20 protein-coding genes are annotated in these 20,654 nt (G+C 33.7%); 10 read left to right on the forward strand and 10 right to left on the reverse strand.

Annotation, left to right across the window (positions count from 1 at the left end; genetic code table 11):
- Positions 1-156: 156 nt before the first annotated feature.
- Positions 157-681 (reverse strand): ExbD/TolR family protein, encoded by a 525-nt coding sequence (locus B0A81_RS03225; RefSeq protein ID WP_089056684.1) that lies wholly within the window; start codon positions 679-681, stop codon positions 157-159.
- 211 nt (positions 682-892) lie between these two features.
- Between B0A81_RS03225 and B0A81_RS03230 the strand changes: the two genes are divergently transcribed.
- Positions 893-1,447, forward strand: coding sequence for a fasciclin domain-containing protein (locus B0A81_RS03230; protein WP_089055576.1), 555 nt, complete (start codon positions 893-895; stop codon positions 1,445-1,447).
- Positions 1,448-1,512: 65 nt separating this feature from the next.
- On the opposite strand, the gene B0A81_RS03235 is transcribed toward B0A81_RS03230, so the two are convergent.
- The 7 genes from B0A81_RS03235 to B0A81_RS03265 form a co-directional block, all read right to left on the reverse strand.
- Positions 1,513-2,358: an EamA family transporter gene (locus B0A81_RS03235; RefSeq protein ID WP_089056685.1), complete on the reverse strand. Its 846-nt coding sequence runs from the start codon at positions 2,356-2,358 to the stop codon at positions 1,513-1,515.
- Positions 2,359-2,479: 121 nt separating this feature from the next.
- A complete protein-coding gene (locus B0A81_RS03240; protein ID WP_089055574.1) occupies positions 2,480-2,620 on the reverse strand; it encodes an SsrA-binding protein in 141 nt (46 codons plus the stop codon).
- 85 nt (positions 2,621-2,705) lie between these two features.
- Complete coding sequence (locus B0A81_RS03245; RefSeq protein WP_089056686.1) at positions 2,706-4,463, reverse strand: M56 family metallopeptidase; 1,758 nt, start codon at positions 4,461-4,463, stop codon at positions 2,706-2,708.
- A 5-nt stretch (positions 4,464-4,468) separates the two neighbouring features.
- Positions 4,469-4,837 carry a BlaI/MecI/CopY family transcriptional regulator gene (locus B0A81_RS03250; protein WP_089055572.1) on the reverse strand — a complete coding sequence of 123 codons (369 nt, stop codon included), beginning with the start codon at positions 4,835-4,837 and terminating at the stop codon, positions 4,469-4,471.
- Positions 4,838-4,844: 7 nt separating this feature from the next.
- Positions 4,845-6,446, reverse strand: a complete 1,602-nt coding sequence (locus tag B0A81_RS03255) for a M56 family metallopeptidase (RefSeq protein WP_089056687.1) — start codon at positions 6,444-6,446, stop codon at positions 4,845-4,847.
- Positions 6,447-6,451: 5 nt separating this feature from the next.
- Entirely contained in the window at positions 6,452-6,820 is a 369-nt protein-coding gene (locus tag B0A81_RS03260) for a BlaI/MecI/CopY family transcriptional regulator (protein ID WP_089056688.1), read from the reverse strand.
- A 166-nt stretch (positions 6,821-6,986) separates the two neighbouring features.
- Complete coding sequence (locus B0A81_RS03265) at positions 6,987-8,204, reverse strand: MDR family MFS transporter (protein WP_089056689.1); 1,218 nt, start codon at positions 8,202-8,204, stop codon at positions 6,987-6,989.
- A 98-nt stretch (positions 8,205-8,302) separates the two neighbouring features.
- Between B0A81_RS03265 and B0A81_RS03270 the strand changes: the two genes are divergently transcribed.
- The 5 genes from B0A81_RS03270 to B0A81_RS03290 all read left to right on the forward strand — a co-directional run bounded on the left by B0A81_RS03270 (position 8,303) and on the right by B0A81_RS03290 (position 12,126).
- A complete protein-coding gene (locus B0A81_RS03270; protein WP_089056690.1) occupies positions 8,303-8,902 on the forward strand; it encodes a DUF1684 domain-containing protein in 600 nt (199 codons plus the stop codon).
- Complete coding sequence (locus B0A81_RS03275) at positions 8,902-9,552, forward strand: TatD family hydrolase (protein WP_089056691.1); 651 nt, start codon at positions 8,902-8,904, stop codon at positions 9,550-9,552. The genes B0A81_RS03270 and B0A81_RS03275 overlap by 1 nt, the downstream gene beginning before the upstream one ends.
- A gap of 166 nt (positions 9,553-9,718) precedes the next feature.
- A complete protein-coding gene (locus B0A81_RS03280) occupies positions 9,719-10,432 on the forward strand; it encodes a tRNA threonylcarbamoyladenosine dehydratase (protein ID WP_089056774.1) in 714 nt (237 codons plus the stop codon).
- A gap of 117 nt (positions 10,433-10,549) precedes the next feature.
- Entirely contained in the window at positions 10,550-11,212 is a 663-nt protein-coding gene (locus tag B0A81_RS03285; protein WP_089056692.1) for an HAD family hydrolase, read from the forward strand.
- A 71-nt stretch (positions 11,213-11,283) separates the two neighbouring features.
- A complete protein-coding gene (locus B0A81_RS03290) occupies positions 11,284-12,126 on the forward strand; it encodes a DUF2911 domain-containing protein (protein WP_089056775.1) in 843 nt (280 codons plus the stop codon).
- A 94-nt stretch (positions 12,127-12,220) separates the two neighbouring features.
- Here the strand turns inward: B0A81_RS03290 and B0A81_RS03295 are convergent, their stop codons facing one another.
- Both B0A81_RS03295 and B0A81_RS03300 read right to left on the reverse strand, forming a co-directional pair.
- Positions 12,221-12,988 carry a porin family protein gene (locus B0A81_RS03295; RefSeq protein WP_089056693.1) on the reverse strand — a complete coding sequence of 256 codons (768 nt, stop codon included), beginning with the start codon at positions 12,986-12,988 and terminating at the stop codon, positions 12,221-12,223.
- A 10-nt stretch (positions 12,989-12,998) separates the two neighbouring features.
- Complete coding sequence (locus B0A81_RS03300) at positions 12,999-14,120, reverse strand: hypothetical protein (RefSeq protein ID WP_089056694.1); 1,122 nt, start codon at positions 14,118-14,120, stop codon at positions 12,999-13,001.
- A 268-nt stretch (positions 14,121-14,388) separates the two neighbouring features.
- Here B0A81_RS03300 and B0A81_RS03305 point away from each other — a divergent pair, with 268 nt between their 5' ends.
- The 4 genes from B0A81_RS03305 to B0A81_RS03320 all read left to right on the forward strand — a co-directional run bounded on the left by B0A81_RS03305 (position 14,389) and on the right by B0A81_RS03320 (position 20,539).
- Positions 14,389-14,712, forward strand: a complete 324-nt coding sequence (locus B0A81_RS03305) for a DUF6660 family protein (RefSeq protein ID WP_233206962.1) — start codon at positions 14,389-14,391, stop codon at positions 14,710-14,712.
- A gap of 126 nt (positions 14,713-14,838) precedes the next feature.
- Entirely contained in the window at positions 14,839-17,958 is a 3,120-nt protein-coding gene (locus tag B0A81_RS03310) for an efflux RND transporter permease subunit (RefSeq protein WP_089056695.1), read from the forward strand.
- A gap of 123 nt (positions 17,959-18,081) precedes the next feature.
- Complete coding sequence (locus B0A81_RS03315) at positions 18,082-19,275, forward strand: TolC family protein (protein ID WP_244281249.1); 1,194 nt, start codon at positions 18,082-18,084, stop codon at positions 19,273-19,275.
- Between the two features lies 1 nt (position 19,276).
- Positions 19,277-20,539, forward strand: a complete 1,263-nt coding sequence (locus tag B0A81_RS03320) for an efflux RND transporter periplasmic adaptor subunit (RefSeq protein ID WP_089056697.1) — start codon at positions 19,277-19,279, stop codon at positions 20,537-20,539.
- Positions 20,540-20,654: the final 115 nt, after the last annotated feature.

The following is a 20,654-nucleotide window of genomic DNA, read 5'->3' on the forward strand; positions in this document are numbered from 1 at the left end:
GAAGTCCAAGCGCATCCCAATTAGATTTTGGAATTTATAGAATTAGTATTTTAAGGAGCTATTTCCTGCTCTCGGCTACATCTTTTCCTGGCTAAAGGAGCCAGAAAAAGGATGCCGCTTCGATCAGGGCTAGGGTATTCGTTTTTGCAAGAAGCTTTATTTTGAAGCTAGTAATTTTGATTCTTCTGGCGTGAATTCGTTGACTATTGCATAAGTGTCAATTTTTGCAATTGCCATTTCATCTAAAATATCTATCAAATTTTTAAAGTTTGATTTTTTGCTTGGTTTTATAATGATTATTACACCACTTTTTGGTTTTCCCATCGCGGTCATATATTCTTGCATTTCTTTTTTCTTAAGAAACACTTCTTTTTGAATTCCATTTTTCCCATATTTAATTTCTTTCGGAGAATGAGTAGGATAGTGTAATAAACCAGAATAGGTAATTATTTTGTCATTTTTGTCTAATAAAATAGTGTAAAGTCTAGTTGCATCAATACATCCTATTGGGCCACAACCTCTTTCTTTATTTGGTAAAGCTAAATCCATAACATTTGGCTTCGATAATTCACCAACAACCATAAAAAAAATAATCAGCAAAAACGAAACGCTGACCATTGCGGTTAAATCGACTTTTGTATTTAACTTTTTACTTCTCACTTTTTTAGGTAGATTTTCCATAATGAATTGGTTTTGAATTTAAAGTTAATAATAAAATAGAGACAAAAATCATCGTGTCTTTAAAAATAATTAAAAAACTTTTGAAGAGCTAAAGGCTTGTTTTATAATCGATTTTGAGAATGTTTCGGTGTTATTTAAGATTATTTCAGATTTCTTTAAAACCAAAACAAATAGTTCTCCGTAAATGAAGATATAACTTAAAACATTAATTATGAAAACTAGAAAATTTTTAGCTGCAGCAATTTTGACATTAGCATTAGGATTTACATCTTTTGCTCAAAAAACAGTAATGGTAGGCGGTGCCGCAATGTATCCAAACAAAAATATTATTGAAAATGCCGTTAATTCAAAAGATCATACAACATTGGTTGCTGCTGTAAAGGCTGCTGATTTAGTAGAAACACTTCAAGGAAAAGGTCCGTTCACTGTTTTTGCTCCAACAAATGCAGCTTTTGATAAACTGCCAAAAGGAACTGTTGAAACATTGTTGAAACCAGAGAATAAAAAAATGCTTCAAAATATTTTGACTTATCACGTTGTTGCAGGAAAATGGAATGCATCAGACATTGCAAAAGCAATAAAAGAAGGAAAAGGAAAAGCAACAATAAAAGCGGTAAACGGTGGAACACTTACAGCTTGGATGAAAGGAAAAGATTTATATATAAGCGATGAAAGCGGAAATAAATCTAAAGTTACAATTGCCGATGTCAATCAATCAAATGGCGTAATTCATGTTGTTGACACAGTATTATTGCCAAAGAAATAATTTAAAATCTCCAAAACAATTACCTACGTTTATGAAAGCCTTGTATTTGCAAGGCTTTTGTTTTTTTATCGTTTTGCTGTTAATGTAGCGCCAACAGAGGCAGATACTACACAAATGACAGCTAGGATCTCATAAAAGTTCAGTTTTTCTTGTAGAAATAGAAAAGCACAAATTGAAGCAGCGGCTGGTTCTAAACTCATTAAAATGCTAAATGTGCGGGGAGGAAGTTGTCCAAGAGCTTTCATCTCTAAAGTAAATGGAATTGCGCTTGATAAAAGTGCAAGAGCAACACCATAACCAAAAAGTTTAGGAGTAAGATTAGCTAATCCGTTCTCGTAAAAACCAAAAGGTAAAATTAGCAGCGAGGCAAACAACATACCAGTTGCAACGGCCTGACCACCATGCATTATTTTTGATACTTTTCCGCCTAGAATGATGTAAGTTGCCCAGAATGCTCCAGCTAAAAGTGCAAACAAAACTCCTACTATGTCTATTGTGTCATTTGACCACGGTGCTATTAAAGCAATTCCGGTTGCGGCCAATAATACCCAGCAATAATCAATTAGACGTTTTGAGCCAATGATGGCCAGTAATAAAGGCCCCACAAATTCTAAAGTAACGGCTAGTCCAATTGGAATTCGTTCGATAGCCAGATAAAAAGTTAAGTTCATGACTCCTAAACACAAGCCGTAAGGAACTACAATTTTCCATTGGTTTGGTTTTACCTGTTTTAAATTTGGTCTATATGCTAAAAGCAGAATCAATGCCGAAACACCAATTCGGATAGATGCCGTTCCAGCTGCTCCAATAGCAGGAAAAAGGGTTTTTGCAATTGCAGCTCCACATTGAACGCTAATGATTGCTAAAAGTACGGCAGGAACAGGAGGGATATTTAATTCTTTATTTTTCATGGAGAAATTCATGTAAAGTGAACAGCAAATTTTATCTCATTGCGGTTCATTTACGTTATGCTGCTATTTTGAATTCGATTTATAAATATCGATTCAAATATGATTTTTATTCTAAACTAAATTATTCTAAAGCCCGTTTAGTAATAAAAGCTCTGTAACCAATAATAGCCATCTGCCATTTTTTGGCTTTAGAAATATCTAAACCTTGTTTAGTAAAACTTGGTAAAAGTATTTTATTTAATTTGGCTAAAAATTTGTACATCGCAGGTTAATTTTGCGCAAAGATACAAAAAAAAGACTTTGCGGTTAGGCAAAGTCTTTTTTGTAACGTATTCTTAAATTTAAGATTAAGAACGTTTATTATCCTTTTCAAATTTCTGCATGTTTTTTTCGTACACTTTCATCTTCTGTTCGTATACTTTCATGTCTTTTTCAAATTGCTCCATCTTTTTTTCAAAATCACCTCCAAATTGCTGATCGATCTGAGCGTTATATTTGTCCATTTCTGCGTTAAATTTATCCATTGCAATTTCGAACTTTTGCATTTCTTTATCATAGCCGCCTTCACGTTTAGACATAATTTCATCTACTTGTTTTTCATAAGCTGTTAATTGTGGCTGAAAAGCTTCCATTTTTCTTTCAAATTCCGCCATCTTTTTTTCGAAGTTCTTCATTGCAGCTTTGTCTTCAAGATTTCTTGGCGCAACTGGAGGTTTTGGCATTTTTGACATATTTGGTACAGGAGGAAGCTCTAAGTTTTTTGGTAACTCAGGTGCCATAGGAGGTACTGGTGCAGCTGGCAGTGCTGCAGTTGCTGGTGGTGCAGGAGGAACTGGCGGCTCAGGCATATCTTTACCGTTAAAATGCTTAATTTCTACAACACGATTTCCTGTTGTCATTGGTTGGTCAACTTCTTCACCAGTAAGGATACCAGCTTTTTTAGAGCCATTACTGTTCGTTGTAATTACTATGCCGCTGTCATTAATAGGATTATTGCCTTCAATCTCTAGAGTTCGTGCTTTTCCAGTTCCCTTGTCAATATCAACTTTAATAGCTGTTAATTCATTTTTAGAGTTTCTTACGACATTAGAAACGACAACATCTACATCATGTTCTTTTTTAAGTTTAACAGTCATTTCTTTTAGCTCCTGATCAGTTGTTGTTTTCTTAATTTTGAATACAATAACCGAATCACCTTTTGCAGTGATTTCTTGAGCTTCTTTTCTCTCTTTTTCTTGTGCTACTGTTTTGATTTGGAATAAAAGTACAAAAGCGACAAGAGCAGGAAGTATAGCATAATACTTCCAGTAATTCCATTTTTTTGATTGATTTTTGTTTAACATGACAATTCGTTTTTTGATTAATGATTGATAAAAATGATTGGTGATTGCGACACAGCTTTCATGTGTCGTGATTTTTAAAAGCGTGTATTGATACGCTTTTTTGTCTGAAATTTTTTTGGCTGCTTCGCTGTCAGCAATAAATTCAAGATTTTGCAGAATTGCTTTTTTGTACAGCCAGATAATTGGATTGAACCAAAACAGCACACAAAATACTCTAGAAATCAAAACATCCATTGTATGATTTTGATCGCTGTGCACTTTTTCATGCTCAATAATATTCTCTAATTCAGCCTCTGTATACATTGATGAGTTGTATACGATATAATCAAAATAAGAGAACGGAGCAATATTTTCATTTACATCTATAAATTTAAAATCAGCTTGCTGTTGTACTTTTTTGCCTTTTAAAACGGAATTTAAACTATAAAAATCCATTCCAAATTTTATGATTAAAGCTAGAAAGCCAAGAGCATAAACGGCTATTGCAACATAATTCCAGTTGATCTCAAAAGATTCTTTTTCGACAGTCTGCGGAAGATAGTTTTGTGTGTAATTAAAGTTTTGAATTATTGGAGCTGGATCAACCCAAACGATTTTGGTGTAAACCAGAAACGGCAAAGCGATAGAGGTGAATAATCCGGCTAATAAAAACCATCTGCTGCTATTGAAAAAAGTCTCTTTTCGAAGTAAAAAGAAATAAGCACAATAAAACAGTACTAATAAACCGCTCGATTTTATAATAAAAATAAAAAGTGCTTCCATAACGATTATTTTTCTTCTTTTGGAGTTTCGATCATAGCTAAGATTTCGCGTAATTCATCGGCAGAGATTTTTTCTTCTTTGGCAAAAAACGAAACCATATTTTTGTATGAACTATTAAAATAGTTGTCAATCGCAGTATTCATGTACTTTTTGCTGTAAGCTTCTAAACTAATTGCAGGATAATATTGATGTGTATTTCCAAATGCATTGTGCGCCACAAAGCCTTTTTCTTCAAGATTACGAACAATAGTCGAAAGCGTGTTGTAATGCGGTTGATCTTCAGTGATTTCTGCCTGAATTTCTTTTACGAAAGCTTTTTTAAGCTTCCATAAAATATGCATTATCTCTTCTTCTTTGTTGGTTAACTTTTGCATTTTTTGATTATTTATTTGTTTCAATCTCAATTACACCATTCGATCCGCTTTCTCCATATTTAACTTTTGCTTCAGTTCCTTTAGAAATAACAATGGTTTTAATCTGATTTGGTTTAATCTCTTCTAAATTAAAATCAGTTGACATTACAGTTCCATTTAAAACTATTAATTGATTGCCTTTTTTCATATTACTTCTAGTAGAATTCGAGATCGTTATGGTCGAAGAATCGCCATCTGTAGTAATTACTTTTGTAGTAACATTATTGTTAGTATCTGTAGTTACAGTAGTGCTAATATTTGTAATATTATTAGCGTCAGCTTTTGCATTAACATCAGAATTAGTGTTGTCATTGGTGTTTGATTTAGTAGTTGTTTTTGTGCTGCTTACAAATTTTGCTTTTTTGTCAGTTTTAGAATTATTGGTTTCATCAGAAGTTTGAATACCAACTTTTTTACTGCCATCTTTATCCGTTGTAATAACTATTCCGAAACTATTAATTGGTTTATCACCTTTTGTTTGAATAGATTGTACCTGCTGAGTTCCATTTTTGATATCAACTTTAATTGAAGTTAAATCATTTTCTGCATTTCTTTGTGTTTGAGAAAATTCGAAATCAATATTGTGTTTTTTCTTTAAGTTTTCTTTGATTTCGTTTAATTCTTTGTCAGTCGAGTTTTTCTTGATTTTGTAAACATCCTTTGATTCTACTTTTTCAGAAACTCCTTTTGAAACGGGTTGTTTTTCTTTTGCAATTACTTCAATTTGAAATAAGAATACAAAAGCGATAAGAGCTGGAATTACAGTATAGTATTTCCAAGAATTTCGTTTTTTTGATTGATTTTTGTTTAACATAACGATTCGTTTTTTGATTAATGATTGATAAAAATGATTGGTGATTGCAACGCAGGTTTCGTGCGTTGTTATTTTTAAAAGCGTGTATTGATAGGCTTTTTTATCAGATATTTTTTTAGCAGCTTCCTTGTCGGCAATAAATTCTAAGTTTTGAACTATTGCTTTTTTATAAAGCCACATAATTGGGTTAAACCAAAAGATAATGCAAAAAATACGAGCGATTAAAACATCGATGGTATGATTTTGTTCGCTGTGTACTTTCTCATGTTCAATAATATTTTCTAACTCTTGTGCATTATACATTGATGAATTGTATACGATGTAATCAAAGTAGGAGAAAGGGGCGATGTTTTCGGCAATATCGATAAATTTAAAATCGGCTTGTTGTTTTATTTTACGGCCTTTTAAAATGGTATTTAAACTATAAAAATCGAAAGCAAATTTTACGATCAATGCTAAAAAGACGACAGCATAAACCGCAAGTAAGATATAGTTCCAATTAAGTTCAAAAGTTTCCTGGGTAATTTGTGACGACTGAAGTGGTGAATAGTCCATATTAAATGATGGAGCAGGATCAACCCATATAACTTTAGTATAAACTAATAAAGGTAAAACTACTGCTGTTATTAAACCCGCCAATAAAAACCATCTGTTGCTGTTGAAAAATGTTTCTTTTCGAAGCAAAGCTTGATAAGCACAGTAAAATAATACGATTAAACCTGTAGATTTTGCAATATAAATGAAAAGTGCTTCCATAACGATTATTTTTCTTCTTTTGGAGTTTCGATCATAGCTAGTATCTCGCGTAATTCATCAGCAGAGATTTTTTCTTCTTTGGCAAAAAACGAAACCATATTTTTATAGGAACTGTTGAAATAGTTGTCAATTGCCGTTTTCATATATTTCTTGCTGTAGGCTTCAAGAGTTACAGCAGGATAATATTGATGTGTGTTTCCAAATGCATTATGCGCTACAAAACCTTTTTCCTCCAGATTTCGAACTATTGTCGAAAGTGTATTGTAATGCGGTTGATCTTCAGTGATTTCTGCCTGAATCTCTTTTACAAAAGCTTTTTTCAACTTCCATAAAATTTGCATTATCTCTTCTTCTTTGTTGGTTAACTTTTGCATGTTTTCTAATTTTAATTCAAACCTACAACTATTTTTCTAGTTATGCAACTATAAAATTAGTTATTTAACTAAAAAACACGTTTATTGAGAATAAAAGGCACAGAAAAGTTATTCAAGTTCAAAGTTAATGAATTGAATTTTAATGGTTTAATTTTGAATAGAGGATTTATTTGTTTTTCTCTTGCAGTAAAGCTTTTTTAATCCAAAGGCAGCAAAGAGTTGCAATTATTCCGATACAAGCCATAAATAACCAATTTATTTGATAGCCAAAATCAGAGATAATTTCAAACCCAACTTTAGAACTTACAATATGTGCGAGACTAAAACTCATCGTGTAAAGCGCCATATAACGTCCTTCCTGACCGCGGGGAGCACGGCTCAATGCAAATGCATTTGAGAACGGAAAGGTTAAGATTTCTCCAATCGAAATACAGATCATGCTGATTACTAACATTCCTGCCCAAAAATTAATTAGTAAAAGAAAGAAGCTCGAAGCCATTACAAAGGATCCTAGAATTATTATTTTAATTTTAGCAAATCCTCGTCTTTCCATAAAACCAACCGTCGGCATTTCTAAAGCAAAAATCAAAAGTCCGTTTAAAGTCATTAAAAGACCTGTTTGAAGTTCGCTTAACCCAAATTTTTCGTTATGATATAATGGAAGCGTTGTAAAAAGCTGAAAGAAAATCATAGCGGTTATGAAGCTCACAAATAAGAAAACCCAAAATATTCCATCATGAAAAACAGATTTCACTTCAGCGGCACTTTCGGTTTTATCACCATGATCGACTTTTTTCTTTTCCTTAACTAATAATGCAAAAATTAGAATAGAAATAATACAAGAAGCACCATCAACCCAAAATAATCCAGAATAACCCATTCCCATAATTATTAAACCGCCAAGTGCAGGTCCGGCTGCAAAACCTAAATTTACAGCAAGACGAACCAGTGTTAATGCACGGGTTCTATTTTCCGGTTTTGCATATGCTCCAAGAGATACAAACATTGCTGGTCGAAACATGTCGGCAATAGTCATTAAAACAAACATTGCAATACACAAACCCCAGAAAGTGGTAACAAATTGTACTAGAAACATTGAAATTCCTGTAGTAAATAAACTAAAAATCATGATTTTATAAAAACCAATTTTATCAGATAATTTACCGCCCAGCCAAGAACCAAGCATTGAGCCTAAACCAAATGCTACCATAATCCAGCCAACTTGATTATACGTAAAATGAAGATCTTCTTTTAAATATTTAGACAAAAAAGGAAGTACCATTGTTCCGGCACGATTGATAAAAGTGATAATTGTAAGTATCCAGATTTCTCTAGAAAATCCTTTAAAATTGTTTATATAATGACTAAAAGCAGTTTTGAGCATTGCGATGATTAAAATTTGCAACAAAGTTAGAAAACTTTGTCATGTTCTGCCGTTGTCATTTTGTTACTTTTAAACTATTTTTGCACTAAATTTCTACGATGAAAAACTACATTATCCTATGTTTGCTTTTAACTTTTAGTTTTGGCTTCAGCCAAAAGAAATTTAAAAGTGTTGATGCCGAAAAATTTCAAAAGCAAATAAACTCAGAATATGCTGATGCTAAGACAAGTCCGTTGATGGAGGAAGATTTAAAAACTTTTAAAACACTGGATTTTTATCCCATTAATGAAAAGTATTTTGTTAATGCAAGATTCGAAAAAGCAGAGAATGAAAAGGTTTTTGAAATGAAAACTACTGGAACAAGAACGCCAAAATATGTAAAATACGGAACTATTTATTTTACGATTGACGGTGTCGAAATGCAGTTGAATGTGTATAGAAACATTGAACTGTCTAAACAAGAAAAATATAAAGATCATTTGTTTCTTCCTTTTTCAGATTTAACCTGCGGAAAAGAAAGTTACATAGGCGGAAGATATATTGATTTAAAAATTCCAAAAGGAAATACAATTGCAATCGATTTTAATCAAGCTTACAATCCGTATTGTGCATACAACCATAAGTATTCCTGCCCAATTGTTCCTTTAGAAAATGATTTAAAAATAGAAATTAAAGCAGGTGTAAAAACGTTTCATTAATGGACTTTTTTAATTTTCATACACATCAATTTACTAATCAATCTGATATTCTAGAATTGGTTAATCAGTATCCGCAGGATTTTGATGCATCGATTCCGTATTATTCAATTGGAATTCATCCTTGGTATATTAAGGAAGATCGTTTAGAAGATGATTTGAAAATTATTGAAGAAAAACTGCAGACCAAAAACTGTTTAGCACTTGGAGAATGTGGTTTAGATAAACGTGTTGAAATTCCGCTTGAACTTCAAATTCAGGTTTTCGAAAAACAATTGGCTTTAGCCGAAAAGTACAGGAAACCAGTTGTTATTCATTGCGTTGCGGCGTTTCAGGAAATTATTGCAATCAAAAAGAGAATGAAAATTTCGGTTCCAATGATTATTCACGGTTTTTCTAAAAACAGTCAAGTTGCAGAACAGCTTATCGCAGCTGGATTTTACATTTCGTTTGGGAAATATTTGCTGCAGAATCCGAATTTGAAAGAGGTCTTTCAAAAAATTCCTAACGATCGATTTTTTTTAGAGACAGATACAATCGATGAAAGTATTCAGCAGGTTTACAATTTGGCAGCAGCATATAAAAACAGTACAGTTAAAGAACTACAAGAAATTATTACAAGAAATTATGAAAGAGTTTTTGGTGAGAAGTAATTAGTAATTAGTGAAAAGTAAATAGTAAAAAGTAAAATGAGTTTGTCACCCTGAGCGAAGTCGAAGGGGCGCTCAAATTGGACTTCGACTTCGCTCAGTCTGACAGGCAGTGAACTTGAAACTTGAAACAAAATTTAAAACAAACAAAAAGAACAAAAGAAAATATATGGCAGAGTGGACAGAAAGAGCTGAGCTTTTATTTACAAAAGAAGGATTAGAGAATCTAAAAAATGCAAATGTACTGGTAGTAGGTTTAGGCGGAGTAGGATCATTTGCAGCCGAGTTTTTGGCTAGAGCGGGAGTTGGAAATATGACAATTGTAGATGGAGATGTTGTTGATATTACTAATATTAACCGACAATTACCTGCTTTGCATTCAACTGTTGGTCAGCCTAAAATTACTATTGTAGGCGATCGTTTAATGGATATTAATCCCGAATTGAAATTAACTCGTGTTCAAGAGTTTTTGTCGCCGGAGCGCGCTTTTGAAATCGTTTCTCCTGAGTTTGATTATGTTTTGGATTGTATTGACAGTATTACGCCAAAACTAAATTTGATTATTGCAGCAAAACGTAAAAGAGTAAAAATTATCAGCAGTATGGGAGCAGGAGGAAAGATGCTGGCTTCTAAAGTAAAAGTGGCTGATATTTCTAAAACTATAAACTGTTATTTCTCAAAAGCAATTCGTAAGAGATTAAAAGCTGTAAAAATCAATAAATTAAAAGTAGTTTTTTCATCTGAAATTCAAGATGAAAACAGCTTAAAATTGACAGACGGGAAAAATTTTAAAAAATCATTTTACGGAACTAACAGTTATATGCCTGGTTTGTTTGGACTTCATGCCGCTGAAACTGTAATTCGTTATTTGCTAAAAAAATAAGAAGCTAAGATTCTAAGTCGCTGAGTTTAAAAGCAGCATTTTTAGAATTGGATCAATTAAAAAATTGTAGAGACGCACAGCTGTGCGTCTCTACAGAACCTCAGAACCTAAAAAAAAATGATTAAAACAGTAATTTTTGATATGGACGGTGTAATTGTCGACACAGAACCCGTTCATCGTTATGCGTATTACAAGCAGTTTTCAGAATTAAATATCGAAGTTTCAGAGGAAATGTATACTTCATTTACTGGATTTTCGACTCGAAATACATTTCAAACATTAAAACAACATTTTCCTTCGATCGCGCATGAAGTTGAAGATTTGATTCAACGAAAAAGAAGTATTTTTAATGATGCTTTTGATACAAAGGAAGATTTGTATCTGCTGGAAGGTGTTGAGGATTTAATTAAAGATTTACATGCAAGCGGAATTCAGTTAATTTTAGCTTCTTCGGCATCGAAGGTTACAATAGAAAGAGTTTTTACTAGATTTAATCTGCACCAGTATTTTTCTCATATTGTGAGTGGTGAAGATTTTCCTCAGTCAAAACCAAATCCTGCTATTTTTATACATGCCGCGTCATTATCAATTGCGCCAAAAGAGAATTGTATTATCATTGAAGACAGTACAAATGGTGTAAAAGCAGCTAAAGGAGCAGGGATTTTTTGCGTAGGTTATAACAGTCTTCATTCGAACATGCAGGATCTAGATGAAGCGGATTTAATCATTAATAATTTCAACGAATTAAACGCCAAAAAAATAGCTGATTTTCAATCTTGAATTATGTAAATTTTAACATTTGTTCGGTAATTGAATTTGTAAATTTGAACAAACAAAAAAAACTCTTAATAATGAAAAAACTACTTATTGCATTAGCTATAATAATGGCTCCTTTTGCGTCTGAAGCACAGGTGAAAACACCGCAAGCGAGTCCAAAAGCTTATATTAAACAAACAGTTGGGTTAACAGATGTTGAGGTTACATACTCGCGTCCAGGTGCAAGAGGCAGAGCAGTTTTTGGTAATTTAGTTCCGTTTGGAAAATTATGGAGAACAGGAGCAAACGAAAATACAATTATTAATTTTAGTGATGATGTTGTAATTGACGGAAAAACTTTGAAAAAAGGGAAATATGCAATTTACACTATTCCTAAAATCGAAAGCTGGGAAGTTATTTTTTACCTTTCTACAGACAACTGGGGATTGCCAGAAAATTGGAGTGACGCTTATGTAGCATTAAGAACAACAGTAAAAGAAAATGCACTGCCAACGCCGGTAGAAACTTTTACAATTGGAATTAATGGTTTAGATCCTAATTTTGGTTACTTAGAAATGGCTTGGGAAAACTCTCACGTTGCTTTAAAGTTTGAAGTTCCTACTGCAAAAATTGCAACAGCAAGTATCGAAAAAACATTGGCTGGACCAACTTGGAATGACTATTTTGCTGCAGCACAATATTTGTTTCAATCAAATGGAAACATTGAAACTGCAAGAACTTACATTGATAAAGCTCTTGATATGAGTACTGAAAAACCATATTACGTTTCTAGATTGAAATCATTAATTCAGGCAAAACAAGGAGATAAAAAAGGCGCTGTTGAAACGGCTAAAATCTCATTGGCTGCTGCTGAAGCTGCAAACAATCAAGATTATGTAAAAATGAACAAAGACAGTATCGCTGAATGGAGCAGATAATATCTTTTAAATTTTAATAAAAAAATCCAAATTTCTAGAATCTTGAAATTTGGATTTTTTTTTTTAACTCTTTCCCTAATAAATATAATGCTGATTACTTTTTAGGCATTTCATCTTCCGGCAGAATAATTTTATTGAGCTCAGCATCTTTTTCAGCTCTTTTTTGAGCAGCTTTTCCTTTTCCAATAGGCAAACCTGCAGTTACATATAAAGATCTGTTGTATACATTTGGACCGTCGCCTTTCATTACAGGAACCAAACCATAATAATATTGAACCGTTAAATTCAAGCCATTTCCAACATTCATATGATAACCGGCTCCTAAAGCAAGTCCCGCATCAATAACACGAATTTGATCCCTGATATTCTTTTTGTAAACTACATCGTCTTTATTTACCTCTTTCGAAAACTGATCAAAAGCTTTAGCTAACAATCCCAATTGCGGTCCTGTTTTTAGATAAATTCTATTTTTAAATTGGTATTTAATCAAAATAGGAACATTAAAATATCGAATCTCGCGATTTACAGTTCCGCCCGCAAAAGTATTATCTAAATTTACATCGTCTAGAGAATACAGCGGAATATGTCGCGCTCCCATTGGCGATTTTACAATTACACCAGTATTAATCATCCAAGCAGGATTTTGTTTTGATCGTAAATCAAAGTAAAAACCTAGATTAAATCCAGGATTACTTCCAGAACTATCCAGATTAGAAATCGTCGAAAAATTCATACCGCCTTCTAAACCAAACTCTAAAAAAGGAGAATTTAACTTGTCACCAAAAATTAAGGAAATCAACACCTGGGATTTCGCTTGTGACATACTTAATAATGCAGCAAGCAAGAGCAAACCTTTTTTCATACAGCTGGTTTTAAAGTCCAAAACGATATTGAAGTCCTCCTAAAACCTGAGTACGACTTCCTAAAAATCCGCATTCTGCTCTAAACATAATGTGTTTGTTATATTGAAATTGAGTTCCAATAATAAAATTCCACATATCTTTTGGAGCTTTTTGCAAAGAATATTGAACAGAAGAGTTGTCTGCAGTACTCAAAGCACCATCAAGAGTAGTTAAAAAAGTACCAGCTCTTTCTAATGCTCTAGTTGCTGTATTGTGCTTAGCCGCATTTATAGGATTCGCTTGTTGCGCAGGAGTTAAACCATTCCACCAGTTATCCACTTTTGTTTGATTCTCGGCTACTTTTTCTAAACCGCTGTCCACTTTTCCTTGTGCAGTAGTTAAATCAAAAATATCAGACAATGCAATATTTCCGTTCGTATCACCGGCAATGTGCACTCTGAAACCACCTACCCATAAAGCAATATTTTGATCTTGTTTATGAAATTTAAATGTTTTACCCAATCTAGGTCCAAAAACATAAGAAAAAGCAGGTTTATCTAAAGAGCTGATATCAGTCCAAGCCATATTCATGTCCAGTGCGAGCCAGCCGCCGCCAATACCAATTGTTGGAGTCATACCAAAACCAAAAGTTGTAGCATTAAAATTGGCTTTAGTGCTGAAAGAAGCAACTTGTGACCAATTATTATCCGCATCTGGAATCCATATCCCAGCATTAATTTTTGTGGCAGTATTTGCTTTACCAAAAATTCCATAGATATTTAAAAAAGGTAATAACCAGATGTCAGGTCGTATTGTAAGAGCTCCGGCTTCGACTGAAGATTTGTCAAAACGTACAATTTCATCTAAGTTGTATTGCGGACCATTATTGAAACCAACATTCAAATCACTAATATCGATTTGAGAATCCTGCCAAAAATAATTTACTGATAACCCTGCAGAATAAGGAAGCTTGTATCCTTTTTGAGCTACTTTCTCACCCCAAATAGGAAGAGCGTATGGGTATTCTTCTATTTTAAGACTGTCTTTTAATTGTTGATTTTTTTGTCCTACGATTTTATCGGTATAAACCTGACCGAAAATTTGTACACTAAAGAATAGTAAAAAGGCTGATATTACTGTATTGCATTTCATTGATTGTGGTATTTGTTAATTAATAAAACTGCGCAAAATAAAATAGAACTAATGTATTCTTAAACTGATAGGTATGTACGATTCTGTTTTTTAGATATATAGGATATAAAAGGTTGAAATTTTGGATGTATAATATTATGTTAATTATTGTTAAAGTTAAATAAATTTTCTTTTGACTTGTACTATTTTTTTTAGAAAATGTAATTAAAAAGTGACATAGTAAAATAATTTGTTTCAACTAAAGAGATAAAGTATTATTTTTACAGTCATGAAATGGATCGCAATAGTATTATCACTTTACTTAACAGTACTTTCAAATATGCCTTGTGCAGATGTGGAAGTGGGTAGTGCTATGCATAAAACAGCTCAGTTTTCATCAGAAAACAATCATTCTCATGATAAAGACAATGATTTATGTTCTCCTTTTTGCGCTTGTAATTGCTGCGGAGCACAAATTTTGACTTTTCAATATTCTGTGAGTTACGATTTTCCTGCTGTTCACACCATTATTTCAACTTCTTTACCAAATTACATTTCTGTATTTACTTCTAATTTTTATGGAAGTATTTGGCAGCCGCCTCAAATAGCATAATGATAACCCAATTGTTTAGTTTTAAATTTTAAAACTAGAGAATTATTTGGGTCAGAGAATTGTGGACTTTCCACAAAATCACAAGACAAATTTTTGTCTAATTTCTCATGTCATTAAATATTTCAAATGCTAGATAAAATCATTCAGTTTAGTATACGAAACAAATTCGTTATACTATTGTTTACCCTTGTTTTAATAGCTTGGGGAAGCTATTCACTTAAAAAATTACCACTTGATGCCTTGCCGGACGTAACCAATAATCAAGTTCAAATTATTACAACCGCACCTACTTTGGCAAGTCAAGAGGTCGAACAATTAATTACATATCCATTAGAACAAGCTGTAAAAACAGTTCCAGATATTATAGAACTACGCAGTATTTCACGTTTTGGATTATCTGTTGTTACCGTTGTTTTTGAAGATGATGTCGATATTTATTGGGCGCGTGAACAAATATTTCAGCGTTTAAAACAAGCCGAAGAAAACATTCCAGAATATGCAGGTTCGCCTGAATTGGCACCAATTTCTACAGGTTTAGGTGAAATTTATCAATACGATGTTTATGCCAAAAAAGGATACGAAAATAAATACGATGCCGTAAAACTAAGAACCATTCAAGATTGGATAATTATTCCGCAATTGCAAGGAATTAAAGGAGTTGCGGACGTAAGTACTTGGGGCGGGAGATTAAAACAATATGAAATTGCCGTAAACCCAAATACATTGAACAGTCTTGGCGTAACCATTACCGAGATTTTTGATGCTTTAGAAAAAAACAATCAAAATACAGGCGGCGCTTACATTGAAAAGGATCAATATGCTTTTTTTATTCGCGGCGTCGGAATGGCAAAAGGAGTTAAAGATCTTGGAAATGTAGTGGTTAAAAACCGAAACGGTTCACCAGTTCTGGTGCGTGACGTAGCGCAGGTTCGCGAAGGCGTTGCATTGCGTTATGGAGCATCAACTAAAGACGGTAAAGGCGAAATCGTGTCAGGAATGGTTTTGATGTTGAAAGGAGAAAATTCCAGCGCAGTTGTTGATCGCGTTAAAGAAAGAATGATCCAAATTAATAAAAGTCTGCCAGAAGGCGTTGTTGCCGAAGCTTTTATCGATCGTGGAAAATTAGTTGATAACGCCATCGGAACCGTTACAAAAAACTTATTAGAAGGAGCTTTAATTGTCATTTTTGTATTGATTTTATTTTTAGGAAATCTTCGTGCAGGATTAATTGTAGCCTCTGTAATTCCGCTTGCAATGCTTTTTGCTATTATTTTGATGAATGCCTTTGGCGTAAGCGGCAATTTAATGAGTCTGGGAGCAATTGATTTTGGAATTATTGTTGACGGTGCCGTGATTATTGTCGAAGCTTCCATGCATCATTTGCAGAAACTCAAACGTAAAAAAGAACTTTCGCAGGAAGAAATGGATGCTGAAATCTATAATTCGGCATCAAAAATTAGAAATAGTGCCGCTTTTGGCGAAATCATAATTTTGATTGTGTATTTACCAATTCTGGCTTTAGTGGGCACCGAAGGAAAAATGTTCAAACCAATGGCAATGACAGTTGGTTTTGCTGTTATTGGTGCATTTATACTTTCGCTGACATATGTACCAATGATGAGTGCTTTATTTCTTTCGAAAAAAACAGAACATAAAGAAAATTTCAGCGACAGAATGATGCGTTGGTTCGAGAATTTATACACACCATTTTTAAGCAAAGCACTTCAGTTTAAAAAAGTAGTTTTAGGAGCTTCTTTAGGATTGTTTGTATTAGGTGTTATAGTTTTTCAGAATATGGGAGGAGAATTTATTCCGACTATTGAAGAAGGCGATTTGGCTATTAATGCAACAATTATGACAGGAAGTTCGCTTACGCAGATGGTTGAAACTACCACTAAGTACGAGCAGATTCTAAAAGCTAAATTTCCTGAGATAAAAACAATAGTAACCAAAATTGGAAGTGGCGAAATCCCAACAGATCCAATGCCGATTGAAAGCGGTGATTTGATTATTGTTTTGAAAGACAAAAAAGAATGGAAAGGCAAGTATCGCAATTGGGTAGAACTGGCAAATGCGATGAAAAAAGAAATGGAAGTGATTCCAGGAGCTAATATTGAAATTTCGCAGCCAATTCAAATGCGTTTTAACGAATTAATGACAGGAAGCCGAAGCGATATTGCAATCAAGATTTTTGGAGATGATTTGGAAATTCTAGATTCAAAAGCAACTGAGTTAATTTCGAAGATTAAAAGCATTGAAGGAATTGGCGATTTAAAAGCGGATAAAGTAACAGGTCTGCCGCAAATAACAATTAAATACGATTACAACAAAATCGCCTTATACGGTTTGAATATTTCTGATATTAATCAAATCATTCGTTCGTCGTTTGCGGGAGAAAGCGCAGGAAAAATCTACGATGAAAGCAAACGATTTGATGTTGTGGTTAGAATGAATGAAGATAATCGTGCTGATATTACTGATGTAAGCAATTTGTTTATTCCGCTTCCAAGCGGACAGCAGGTACCGCTTTCTCAGGTGGCGACAGTCGATTACGAGCAAGGGCCGGTTCAGGTGGTTCGTGAAGATGGGAAACGTAGAATTACGGTTGGATTAAATGTACGCGGACGTGATATTAAAACGGTTGTTGAAGAAATTCAACAAAAGCTGGATAAAGATTTTAAACTTCCAGCAGGTTATTATGTAACGTATGGCGGACAATTTGAAAATTTGATCGAAGCGACAAAAAGACTTTCAATCGCATTGCCTATTGCTTTAAGCTTGATTTTAATACTGCTTTATTTTACATTCAAAAGTTACAAGCAGGCTCTTTTAATATTTACAGCAATTCCTCTGTCTGCAATTGGAGGTGTTTTTGCACTTTCACTGCGCGGAATGCCGTTTAGTATTTCTGCGGGAATTGGATTTATTGCTTTGTTTGGAATTGCGGTTCTTAACGGAATTGTCTTGATTTCGTGTTTTAACCAATTAAAAACGGAAGGAATTTTAGATCCGATGCAAAGAATCTTAATTGGAACCAAAACCAGATTACGTCCCGTTTTAATGACTGCTGCGGTAGCTTCATTAGGATTTTTGCCAATGGCGTTGTCTACAAGCGGTGGAGCCGAGGTTCAGAAACCGTTGGCTACAGTTGTAATTGGCGGATTGTTTTCGGCAACTTTATTGACTTTAATTGTTTTGCCGATTTTGTATTTAATGTTAGAGAGACTTAAACGCAAAGAACGCTAAGGTTTACGCAAAGGACACAAAGAAAATTAAAAAAAGATGAAAAACTTAAAATACACTCACAGAAATTTAACCTTCGCGAACTTCGCGCATTCTTTGCGAACTTTGCGGTTAAACAAGTTTCTATTGGCGAATAAAACGTTGTGGTTAATCACATTTTTACTGATAACCACACTGGCATCAGCGCAAACTAAAATATCATTAGAAAAAGCAATTGAGCTTGCTAAATCAAACAATATTGATTTAAAAATTGCCGATAAGGAAATAGAAAAGCAGAAGACTTTACAAAAAACTGCTTTTCAGCCAGATCCGCTTCAGGTGCAATATCAAGGCGGACAGTTTAACAGTGCGGATTATGATCATAATGTTTCCGTGCAGCAATTTTTTCCGTTAGGAAACATTACAAAGGCTAACAGACAGTTACAGGAAGAACTGGCAAAATTGGCAGAGAAACGTAAAGCTTTATCATCTTATGAAATTGAAAAAGCGGTGACATTGGCTTATTATCAATATTTGTACGGAATTTCGATTCAGAAGTTAAATTCTGAGTTAAATGAGATTTATACCAAATTTCTAAAAAATGCTGAGCTTCGTTTTAAAACTGGAGAAAGCGGTAATATTGAGGTAATAAGTGCTAAAGCGAAAGTAAAAGAAATCGAAACTCAGAAAGAACAATTGGCTTATGATATGGCAATTTATCAAAAGCAGCTTCAGTTTTTCATTCAAACGAATGAAAATATACTGCCAGATGAATCGACTTCGTTAAAGTATTCTTTTATTGAAAATCAGGATTCAAAAGCAGAAAGTGTAATGACCGATTTGTATCAACAAGAGATTTCGGTTTTTCAAAAGGAAGCTAAAACATTTAAAGCTATGCGAACGCCAAAGGTAGGTTTAGGTTATTTTGCACAAACGATTAATAAAGAATCTTTATTTCAAGGTTTTACAGCCGGTCTTCAGATTCCGTTATTTGGAGGAGTAAATACAGCAAAAGCAAAAGCGGCTGAGATTAGTATTTCGCAATCACAATTGGCATTAGATAAAAATAGAATTATGCTGAATCTTCAAAAAGAAGAATTACAGAACAACTTCAAAAAACAGCAGAAGAATCTGGATTATTATCAAAATGAAGGTTTACAATACGCCAATCAGATTATTGAAACAGCACAAAAAACGTATGCAAACGGCGATTTGAGTTACTGGTCTTATATTAGTTTTTTAAATCAGGCAATCGATATTAAAAAACAATTTGCAGAAGCAACACATAGTTTTAATCAAAGTGCTATCGAACTCCAATTTCCAACCATCAAAAACAATTAAAATGAAAAACATACTTATATATTTAACCGCAAAGAGCGCTGAGGTTTCGCAAAGAGCGCAAAGTTTAATTTCTTCGCGTACCTTGCGCTTTTTCCTTGCGTTCTTTGCGGTTACATTAATCTCGTGCAATGAAAAAAAGGCAGAAGAAACAAAAGAAGAAGAAAAGTCTACTACAGAAGTTGCATTAACAGAATCTCAATATAAAACGGTAGGAATTGAAACAGGATTTGTTGAAGAAAGGAATCTTAACAAGATCATCAAAGCAAATGGATATACTACAGTTCCTCCACAAAATTCTGCTGAGGTTTCGACTTTAATCGGTGGAACGGTGAAGGATATTTTTGTTTTAGAAGGAACTTTTGTCAATAAAGGAAAAGTATTGGCAACCATTCAAAATCTTGAAGTTATCGAAATGCAGGAAGAATATCATTCGGCAACAGCCAATGTTGAATATCTGCAGTTAGAATACAATCGTCAGAAAACATTAAGTGACGAAAACGTAAATCCGAGAAAAACATTTCAGGAAGTAAAAGCCAAATTAGCAGCGGAAAGAGCGCGAGCACAAGCCGCAAAAAACAAATTAGAAGCTTTGCATGTTTCTACAAAAGGAAGTACTTCTGTAGTTCCAATTGTGGCGCCGATTAACGGTTATGTGGGGAAAATTAATATTGCCAAAGGTGCTTTTGCACAAACGGGAGTTTCTTTGTTTGAAGTAGTAGACAATAGTCAGATGCATTTAGATTTGAATGTTTATGAAAAAGATTTAGGTTCAATTTCGATTGGTCAGGTTATCGATTTTGTATTAACAAATCAATCTAATAAATCAATTAAAGGAAAGATCTTCGGAATCAATAAATCATTTTCTAACGAAAGTAAAACTGTTGCAGTTCATGCTAAAATTGATCCAGCCGATGCAAAAGGATTGATTCCGGGAATGTACGTTTCGGCAAATATTAATATTGTTAATGCAACTGTTCCGGCTTTACCAAAAGATGCCGTAGTTCGAAATGCCGATAAATACTTTGTTTTTGTACAGGAAGAAGCACATGCCGAAGAAAAGCACGAACATGCAGCAGGTGAAAAAGAAGAAGCTCACGAGAAAGAAGTTCATTTTAAAGCCGTTGAAGTGGTTCCAGGAACAACAGATTTAGGTTTTACAGAAATTAAGTTTGTTGGTGCAATTGAATCAGGAGCTAAAATTGTTACAAAAGGAGCATTTTATTTGTTGTCTGCCATGAAAGGCGGAGGTGAGCACAGTCACTAGATTATTAGCCTAAAAAGTTTTTGATGTTGCAATGAATTAATTTTACAATCCCAATAACCATTGGCAGCTAAGTTTTTAAGATTTAATTAGAATTGCCTCCAGCTTTAGCTGGAGG

This window comes from Flavobacterium plurextorum (assembly GCF_002217395.1).
GTDB lineage: Bacteria > Bacteroidota > Bacteroidia > Flavobacteriales > Flavobacteriaceae > Flavobacterium > Flavobacterium plurextorum.

Coding starts and splice junctions, on each gene's coding strand:
- B0A81_RS03245 (WP_089056686.1), bottom strand. CDS start 4,463: ATGGAAGCACTTTTTATTTTTATTATAAAATCGAGCGGTTTATTAGTA.
- B0A81_RS03320 (WP_089056697.1), top strand. CDS start 19,277: ATGAAAAACATACTTATATATTTAACCGCAAAGAGCGCTGAGGTTTCG.
- B0A81_RS03295 (WP_089056693.1), bottom strand. CDS start 12,988: ATGAAAAAAGGTTTGCTCTTGCTTGCTGCATTATTAAGTATGTCACAA.
- B0A81_RS03230 (WP_089055576.1), top strand. CDS start 893: ATGAAAACTAGAAAATTTTTAGCTGCAGCAATTTTGACATTAGCATTA.
- B0A81_RS03305 (WP_233206962.1), top strand. CDS start 14,389: ATGAAATGGATCGCAATAGTATTATCACTTTACTTAACAGTACTTTCA.
- B0A81_RS03290 (WP_089056775.1), top strand. CDS start 11,284: ATGAAAAAACTACTTATTGCATTAGCTATAATAATGGCTCCTTTTGCG.
- B0A81_RS03270 (WP_089056690.1), top strand. CDS start 8,303: ATGAAAAACTACATTATCCTATGTTTGCTTTTAACTTTTAGTTTTGGC.
- B0A81_RS03280 (WP_089056774.1), top strand. CDS start 9,719: ATGGCAGAGTGGACAGAAAGAGCTGAGCTTTTATTTACAAAAGAAGGA.
- B0A81_RS03260 (WP_089056688.1), bottom strand. CDS start 6,820: ATGCAAAAGTTAACCAACAAAGAAGAAGAGATAATGCAAATTTTATGG.
- B0A81_RS03310 (WP_089056695.1), top strand. CDS start 14,839: ATGCTAGATAAAATCATTCAGTTTAGTATACGAAACAAATTCGTTATA.
- B0A81_RS03300 (WP_089056694.1), bottom strand. CDS start 14,120: ATGAAATGCAATACAGTAATATCAGCCTTTTTACTATTCTTTAGTGTA.
- B0A81_RS03250 (WP_089055572.1), bottom strand. CDS start 4,837: ATGCAAAAGTTAACCAACAAAGAAGAAGAGATAATGCATATTTTATGG.
- B0A81_RS03225 (WP_089056684.1), bottom strand. CDS start 681: ATGGAAAATCTACCTAAAAAAGTGAGAAGTAAAAAGTTAAATACAAAA.
- B0A81_RS03285 (WP_089056692.1), top strand. CDS start 10,550: ATGATTAAAACAGTAATTTTTGATATGGACGGTGTAATTGTCGACACA.
- B0A81_RS03275 (WP_089056691.1), top strand. CDS start 8,902: ATGGACTTTTTTAATTTTCATACACATCAATTTACTAATCAATCTGAT.
- B0A81_RS03265 (WP_089056689.1), bottom strand. CDS start 8,204: ATGCTCAAAACTGCTTTTAGTCATTATATAAACAATTTTAAAGGATTT.
- B0A81_RS03240 (WP_089055574.1), bottom strand. CDS start 2,620: ATGTACAAATTTTTAGCCAAATTAAATAAAATACTTTTACCAAGTTTT.
- B0A81_RS03255 (WP_089056687.1), bottom strand. CDS start 6,446: ATGGAAGCACTTTTCATTTATATTGCAAAATCTACAGGTTTAATCGTA.
- B0A81_RS03235 (WP_089056685.1), bottom strand. CDS start 2,358: ATGAAAAATAAAGAATTAAATATCCCTCCTGTTCCTGCCGTACTTTTA.